Source organism: Stenotrophomonas sp. 3diitr2024 (genome assembly GCF_042136455.1).
In the GTDB taxonomy this organism is placed as follows: Bacteria; Pseudomonadota; Gammaproteobacteria; order Xanthomonadales; family Xanthomonadaceae; genus Stenotrophomonas; species Stenotrophomonas sepilia.
Genome location: NZ_JBHHMJ010000737.1, coordinates 1 through 6,801, shown reverse-complemented (window position 1 = coordinate 6,801; position 6,801 = coordinate 1). Strand labels below are relative to the sequence as shown.

The 6,801-nt window shown below is 67.3% G+C and carries 7 protein-coding genes; 4 read left to right on the top strand and 3 right to left on the bottom strand.

Annotated features, from left to right (window positions below):
- Window positions 1-249: 249 nt before the first annotated feature.
- Together ABGA94_RS19420 and ABGA94_RS19415 are read right to left on the bottom strand one after the other, a co-directional pair.
- Window positions 250-516: a DksA/TraR family C4-type zinc finger protein gene (locus ABGA94_RS19420; RefSeq protein WP_005418184.1), complete on the bottom strand. Its 267-nt coding sequence runs from the start codon at window positions 514-516 to the stop codon at window positions 250-252.
- 170 nt (window positions 517-686) lie between these two features.
- A complete protein-coding gene (locus tag ABGA94_RS19415) occupies window positions 687-1,244 on the bottom strand; it encodes a DUF2058 domain-containing protein (protein ID WP_005418186.1) in 558 nt (185 codons plus the stop codon).
- A gap of 63 nt (window positions 1,245-1,307) precedes the next feature.
- Here ABGA94_RS19415 and ABGA94_RS19410 point away from each other — a divergent pair, with 63 nt between their 5' ends.
- From ABGA94_RS19410 to ABGA94_RS19400, 3 genes are all read left to right on the top strand, one after another.
- Entirely contained in the window at window positions 1,308-1,808 is a 501-nt protein-coding gene (locus ABGA94_RS19410) for a M48 family metallopeptidase (RefSeq protein WP_053499398.1), read from the top strand.
- 47 nt (window positions 1,809-1,855) lie between these two features.
- The gene (locus ABGA94_RS19405) at window positions 1,856-2,554 is read left to right on the top strand and encodes an RNA pseudouridine synthase (RefSeq protein ID WP_065185471.1); all 699 of its coding nucleotides are present in this window, start codon (window positions 1,856-1,858) and stop codon (window positions 2,552-2,554) included.
- Between the two features lie 165 nt (window positions 2,555-2,719).
- Window positions 2,720-4,276 (top strand): phospholipase D family protein, encoded by a 1,557-nt coding sequence (locus tag ABGA94_RS19400; RefSeq protein ID WP_375367952.1) that lies wholly within the window; start codon window positions 2,720-2,722, stop codon window positions 4,274-4,276.
- Window positions 4,277-4,279: 3 nt separating this feature from the next.
- Here ABGA94_RS19400 and ABGA94_RS19395 read toward each other — a convergent pair whose 3' ends face one another.
- On the bottom strand, window positions 4,280-5,356 hold the full coding sequence (locus ABGA94_RS19395; RefSeq protein WP_095377663.1) for an HDOD domain-containing protein: 1,077 nt from the start codon (window positions 5,354-5,356) through the stop codon (window positions 4,280-4,282).
- Window positions 5,357-5,633: 277 nt separating this feature from the next.
- Here ABGA94_RS19395 and ABGA94_RS19390 point away from each other — a divergent pair.
- On the top strand, window positions 5,634-6,801 hold a 1,168-nt coding region (locus tag ABGA94_RS19390), incomplete at its 3' end, for a Glu/Leu/Phe/Val dehydrogenase dimerization domain-containing protein (RefSeq protein WP_375367951.1).

Below are 6,801 nucleotides of genomic sequence, written 5' to 3'. Positions count from 1 at the left end.
CGGTATAGCTACGACGGGTGATACGGGACATAAGGGACCTCCAAGTGCGATCAAAGTATCGCTTCTTGGCGTCCGCTGACGGGGGGCCAGATCAGTGAGCCGCATGGATGCGGCGACCGAGCTACATGGACGTACTTGCAGCGTCCCCCTCAATCGGACCCACCCCGCCATCCCACGGATAGCACGCTTTTGCCGTTGCCGTTGCCGTTGCTCCAAGCAGGTGCAGGGCGCAGCCCTGCCGAGCACCCCTTACCTCAGCTGGCTGTCCTTGCTGCCACGCCGGTTGTAACCGGCATGCGCCTGCTCTTCTTCGTCATGCGCCTGCTGGCACGCCACGCACAGGCGAACTCCCGGCACAGCACGACGTCGCGCCAACGGAATCGGCGCTTCACATTCCTCACAGTGCTCGAGGCCCGGGCCCTGCCGCAGCTGGCGGCGCGCGCGGGCGATCGCATCGTCGACGGTGGCGTCGATCTGGTCCTGGACCGCGCCATCTCCCGCCCAACCGGTGGCCATGGTCTTCCTCCGCAGGTGTGTCGCCTGATATGGGGACGATACACCCGCGCACAAAGGAGCAGGCCAGTGTTGCGCCGAGCCGTGCCCGGTGCGCCTTCAGCAAGCTGAGCAGAACGCCAACGGATCCAATCGGGGCGATCGCGACTTAATCCCCTCCGTCCCCTTTTTGCTTACCAGATCAGGTCGTCCGGCACCTGGAACTGGGCGTAGTAGGCGTCGTCCTCGGCGTTGCCGGTGGAGATCTCGGCAGTCGAGCCCGGCTGGCCGTGGTCGACGATGATCGCCTCCGGGGCCCGCTCGCGCACCTTCTCGGCGGCGGCGCGCGGCAGCAGGGCGTAACCCTCGCCATTGGCGACGATGACCAGCACGCCCACCGACAGCGCCTTGCGCAGCTTGGGGTCGATCAGCAGGGTGCGGATCGCCGCGCCATCGCTGAAGCGATACTCGTCATCGCCCTTGTGGGGTACTGCATGGGCCGCGATGATCTGCTTCGCCTGTGCCTTCTGTTCCGCCTGCCTGGCCTGGGCATTGCGCTCGGCGGCCAGCGCACGGTCGCGCTCGACCTTCTCGGCGCGGGCACGTTCAGCCTCACGCTGGACCTCGGCCGAGGCCGATTCGGCCTTGCCCTGGCGGGCCTTGGCCTGCTCCCGCGCGGCGGCGCTGGCCTGCGACTTCTTGGCCAGACCGGCCTTGAGCAATTGTTCCTGCAGCGCGTTGGGCTTTGCCATGGTTGGTACATACCGCGTGTAATCTTGGATGCTTCCATTCTACCGACGCCCCGCCGCCCCTGCATGGCAGTCCTGAAGTACCTCACCGGCTACCCCGAACCCCTGGTCGCCCAGGTCAGCGAACTGCTGGCGCAGGGCAAGCTCGGCCCCTGGCTGCAGCAGCGCTATCCCGACCCGCACGAGGTGCGCAGCGACCGCCAGCTGTACGACTACACCCAGGCGCTGAAAGATCGCTACCTGCGCAAGTCGGTGCCGCTCAACAAGGTCTGCTACGACAACACCCTGGAAGTGATCAAGCACGCGCTGGGTACGCATACCGCCATTTCCCGCGTGCACGGCAGCCGCCTCAAGGCCAGCCGTGAGATCCGCATCGCTACGGTATTCCGCCAGGCGCCAGCGGCGTTCCTGCGCATGATCGTGGTGCATGAGCTGGCCCACCTGAAGGAAGCCGACCACAACAAGGCCTTCTACCAGCTGTGCCAGCACATGGAACCGGATTACCTGCAGCTGGAGTTCGATACCCGTCTCTACCTGACCGAGCTGGCCAACCGCAGCCAGCGCTGACCGGCCGCAGCAGCTACACTGCGCGCCCCCTGCCCGACCTGCCCGCCATGGAACCGATCCGTCTCGACAAACGCCTGTCCGCCCTGCTCGGCATCCCCCGCGGCGAAGCGCGGCGCTATATCGAAGGCGGCTGGGTAACGGTCGACGGCGAAGTGGTGGAACAGCCGCAGCGCCCGGTCGATGACAGCGTGGTGATCGTCGTGGCCGAGCAGGCCAGTGATGAAAAGGCCGAGCGGGTCAGCATGCTGCTGCACAAGCCGGCCGGCGTTGCTGCTGAGACCCTGTGTGCGCTGGTCAGCAGTGACAGCCGCAGCGAACTTGATGCCAGCGACATCCGTCCGTTGCAGCGCCATTTCCACGGCCTGCAGCTGGCCGCTGCACTTCCGGCCAGCGACAGCGGCCTGGTGGTGGTCAGCCAGGATCCGGCCACGCTGGCCCATCTACAGCGCAATCTGGGCCGCACCGAACAGGAATACCTGATCGAAGTGGCCGAAGGCGGCCCCGAGCGAGGACCGTGGCTGCTGGCGCGGCTGCAGCAGGAATCCGGCGGCGCGAAGGTCAGCTGGCAAAGCGAGCAGCGCCTGCGCTTTGCCGGCAAGGGGCTGACCGCCAAGGGGCTGCGCGTGTCGGTGACCGCCGCCGGGCTGCAGGTGCTGGCCGTGCGCCGACTGCGCATCGGCCGCGTGGCATTGGGGCCGCTGCCGCCGGCGCAGTGGCGTTACCTGGGCAGCGACGAGCGGTTCTGAGGCCTGCGGGTCAGGGCCCTTTCCTGCAGAAACGGGTCCGCCCCCCATCCGTGACGCCCGCGGGGTCGGATCCCTTGCCGAAGGCAAGGGCGCTGACGCCCTATCGATCCTGCAGGCATTCCTTCACGCAGGGCGTGGATCTACCATCGAGGCATGAGCCTGCCCATGCCCCTGTGGCGACGCCTGTTGCGCGTCGCTGCAATCATCCTCGCCGCGCTGTTGCTGCTGGTCCTGTCCGGGCTGCTGCTGGCCGACCATCTCACGCCACAGGCACAGGGCGTGCCCTCGCATGTACTGCCATTGCAGCCGGCGCAGACCCGCATCGACCAGCAGATCGTGCCGCTGCAGGACGCGCATCCCGGGCAATCAGGCGTAGCGTTCCTCAGTGATGGCATGGATGCCTTCGCAGCGCGCGCGATGATCACCGCGCACGCTGGCCGCAGCCTGGACCTGCAGTACTACATCTGGCACGACGACCTGATCGGCCACCTGATGGCCAAGGCGCTGCATGACGCCGCCGAGCGCGGTGTGCGCGTGCGCATCCTGCTCGATGACATGAACGCCAAGGACAAGGACGCGCTGATGATGGCGCTGGACCGGCACCCCAACATTGAAATCCGTCTCTACAACCCGTTCCGCAACCGGACCGGCATCCTGCGCGTGGTGGAGATGGTGCAACGCTTCTTCAGCGTGAACCACCGCATGCACAACAAGAGCTGGATCGCCGATGGCCGCGTCGCGATCGTCGGCGGCCGCAACATCGGCGAGGAGTACTTCAGCGCGCGCACCGATGTGAACTTCCAGGATCTGGACCTGCTGGTCGCCGGCCCTGCCGTGGAGCAGGCCAACCGGATCTTCGACGACTACTGGAACAGCGAGGCCGCCATTCCGGTATCCGCGCTTGCCTTCCATACCGATGCACAGCTGCGCCTGCTGGTGCGCGAATCGGATCATGAGGCGCAGCGGGACGTGGCCCGGCCCTACCTTGCGCGCGTGGCCGAATCGCGCCAGCGGCAACGCCCGAGTCCCGAGCCATTGCACTGGAGCAGTGCAGTGCGCATCGTCTCGGACCCGCCGATGAAGCATCGCAGGGATGATCGCGCTGCCTGGCTGGTGTCGACCCTGATCAGCGAGCTGCAGGCCGCCCGGCACAAAACGTTGTTGATCTCACCCTACTTCGTGCCAGGCAACGAAGGCCTGGATGGCTTTTCGGCCATGGCCGGGCGGGGCGTGCAGGTCGGCGTGGTGACCAACTCACTGGCTGCCAACGACGTCGCCGCCGTGCACGGCGGCTACATGAGCTACCGCGTGCCGTTGCTCGAAGCGGGCGTCCACCTGTACGAACTGAAGGCGCAGGGGCAGTCCGTCGATGCCGGCATGTTCGGCAGCAGCGGCGCGAGCCTGCACACCAAGGCGTTCGTGGTCGACGACCGCCGCGGCTTCGTCGGCTCGTTCAACCTCGACCCTCGCTCGGCCTACCTCAACACCGAAATGGGCGTACTGTTCGACGACCCGGTGCTGGGGGCGCAGCTGCGCGATGAGTACCTGCGCCTGGCGGACCCCAGGCACAGCTGGTGGCTGGCGCTGGACGACCGAGGCCGGCTACGCTGGCTGGAGCGTGAACCGCCACCGCACTGGGTGGAGGCCGAACCCGGCGCGAGCCTGGGCAAGCGCTGGACCGCACGGGCCATCAGCTGGCTGCCGGTCGAATCGCAGCTGTAGTACTCAGGCCGCCGGGCCGGCCTGGTCCTGTCCGGCCTCATCCAGCGTTTCCACGCTGCGCCCATGCAGGCGCCGCCAGATCCAGCGCAAAGCATGCGGCGGCGCTGAAGGCAGCTGCTCCAGCAGCGCCAGCATGCGGCTCTGGCTGGCATGCCCATGGCGGCACAACAGGCTGGCCGCTGCGGCGGCGCTGGCCAGGCGCAGGCTGTCGGCCAGCGCCCCTTCTGCATCCACGGCCAGGGCCTGGTGAACCGGCTCAGGCAGCTCCCATGCGGCGGCGACCCGCTGCGCCAACGGTAACGACCACTGCTGCAGCAGCTGCAGGGCCAACGCCGGCTCCACGGCCTCGCCGCGGGCCTGCGCTTCCTGCAGCAGCTGGCGCATTACCAGTGACGCGCCCAGTCCCTGCACCAGGCCCAGCCACTGCGCAGCGAAGGCATCACCGAAGGTGACCGTACGTGCGTGATCGGCGGCCGCGCGCGAGGCCAGCAGCGCGTGCTCCCAGATGATCGCGCTGAACTGCGGGAACACTTCGCACTGCACCTGCATCACCGGCTGCACCAGTACCGCGCTGATGATCTGCCGCACGCCTTCGGTACCCACCAGTGTCACCGCCCGCTGCAGGCTTTCGACCGGGCGCTCATGCACCTTGTAGGCCGGGCTGTTGGCGATGCGCAGCAGGTTGCCGGTCAGTACCGGGTCCTGGCCGATGATCGCGGCCATCACCCGCGCTGAGGCGGCATCGTCGTTGACGGTTTGGATCAGCTGCGGCAGCAGTTGCGGCCGGCGGGGCAGCTGCCTGGCCGCCCAGTTGCGGTCCTGCAGCGCGCGCGCCACCGCCTCGCCCAGCGCTGCGGCCTGCACCGGCGTGGATTCACCGGCCAGACGCGGGTACAGGGCCAGCGCATGCAGGCCACGGTGCAGATGTGCAGCGATCTCGGCCGGGGGCAGCGCCTCGCCCTGCAGGCTCGCCGCTGCGGCGGCCACCGCCTGGCGGGACGCAGCAACCAGCCGCGACGGTGCCGCCCCGGTCGAACGCGCCAGCCAGCCGCGCAGCGATCGCCACCAGGCCGCTGTCATCGCCGCCTGCCCTGTCGTTGTGGTGCCCTTGCCGTCACTGACCGCCTGCCTCTTCACGCGAATCCGGCCACCCGCCGTCGTCGCAGCATCGGCCGCATTTTCATCTTCTTTAACTGCAAGGCATGCGATGTCGACGGCACCGGCCGGGGGAATGGACTAGAATGGCGCCGCGCGACCCGTCCCCCAGCCATGACGACGTCGCTTTTTTTGTTTTGGGACCCTACCGTTCACTGGCCGTTCGCTGCAGTTCGCCGCTGTTCGCGCCATCGGAGACGCCATGCTATTCGAAACCCTCGCCACCACCGGCCACGAACAAGTGGTGTTCTGCCACAACCACGATGCCGGCCTGCAGGCGATCATCGCCATCCACAACACCACCCTGGGCCCGGCCCTGGGCGGCGTGCGCATGCGTCCGTATGCCAGCACCGACGAGGCGCTGGCCGACGTGCTGCGGCTGAGCCGGACGATGACCTACAAGAATGCGCTGGCCGGCCTCAACGTCGGTGGTGGCAAGGCGGTGATCATCGGCGACCCGAAAGTGGACAAGACTGAAGTACTGTTCCGCGCCTTCGGCCGTTATGTCGACTCGCTGGGAGGGCGCTACATCACCGCCGAGGACGTCGGTACCGACGTCAACGACATGGAGAACATCTACCTGGAGAGCCAGTTCGTGACCGGCGTGCACCAGGTCCATGGCGGCTCCGGCGATCCGGCCCCGTTCACCGCCTACGGTGCGCTGCAGGCGCTGATGGCAGCGATGCGCTTCAAGTTCGGCCATGAGGAAGTGGGCAAGACCAGCATCGCAGTGCAGGGCCTGGGCCACATCGGCATGGAGCTGGTCAAGCTGCTGCGCGATCGCGGCGCCAAACTGTATGTCACCGACCTGGACAGCGCGCTGGTTGATCGCGCGGTCAGCGATTTCGGCGCCGAAGCGGTCAAGCCCGACGAGATCCACGAAGTGAACGCCGATGTGTTCGCACCGTGCGCGCTGGAAGGCGCGATCAACGCCGACACCCTGCCGCGGATCAAGGCGAAGATCATCTGCGGTACCGCCAACAACCAGCTGTCGAGCCTGGAAATCGGCGATGAACTGCATGCGCGCGGCATCCTGTATGCACCTGACTACGCGGTCAACGCGGGCGGCGTGATGAACGTGTCGCTGGAGATCGATGGCTACAACCGCGAACGTGCGATGCGCCTGATCCGCAGCATCTACCACAACCTCACCCGCATCTTCGAACTGTCGCAACGCGAGAACATCGCGCCGCAGCGGGCAGCCGACCGCATCGCCGAAAGCCGTATCCTGTCGATCGGCAAGCTGAAGATGCCGCTGGGTCGCAGCACCCCGCGCCTGGGCGATCCGCGTAGCGCTTGGCCAGCACCAGGACGGCGGCAGCGGTGCCGATGTAGGCGAACAGGCGCGTGGTCATCGACAGCAGGGCGAG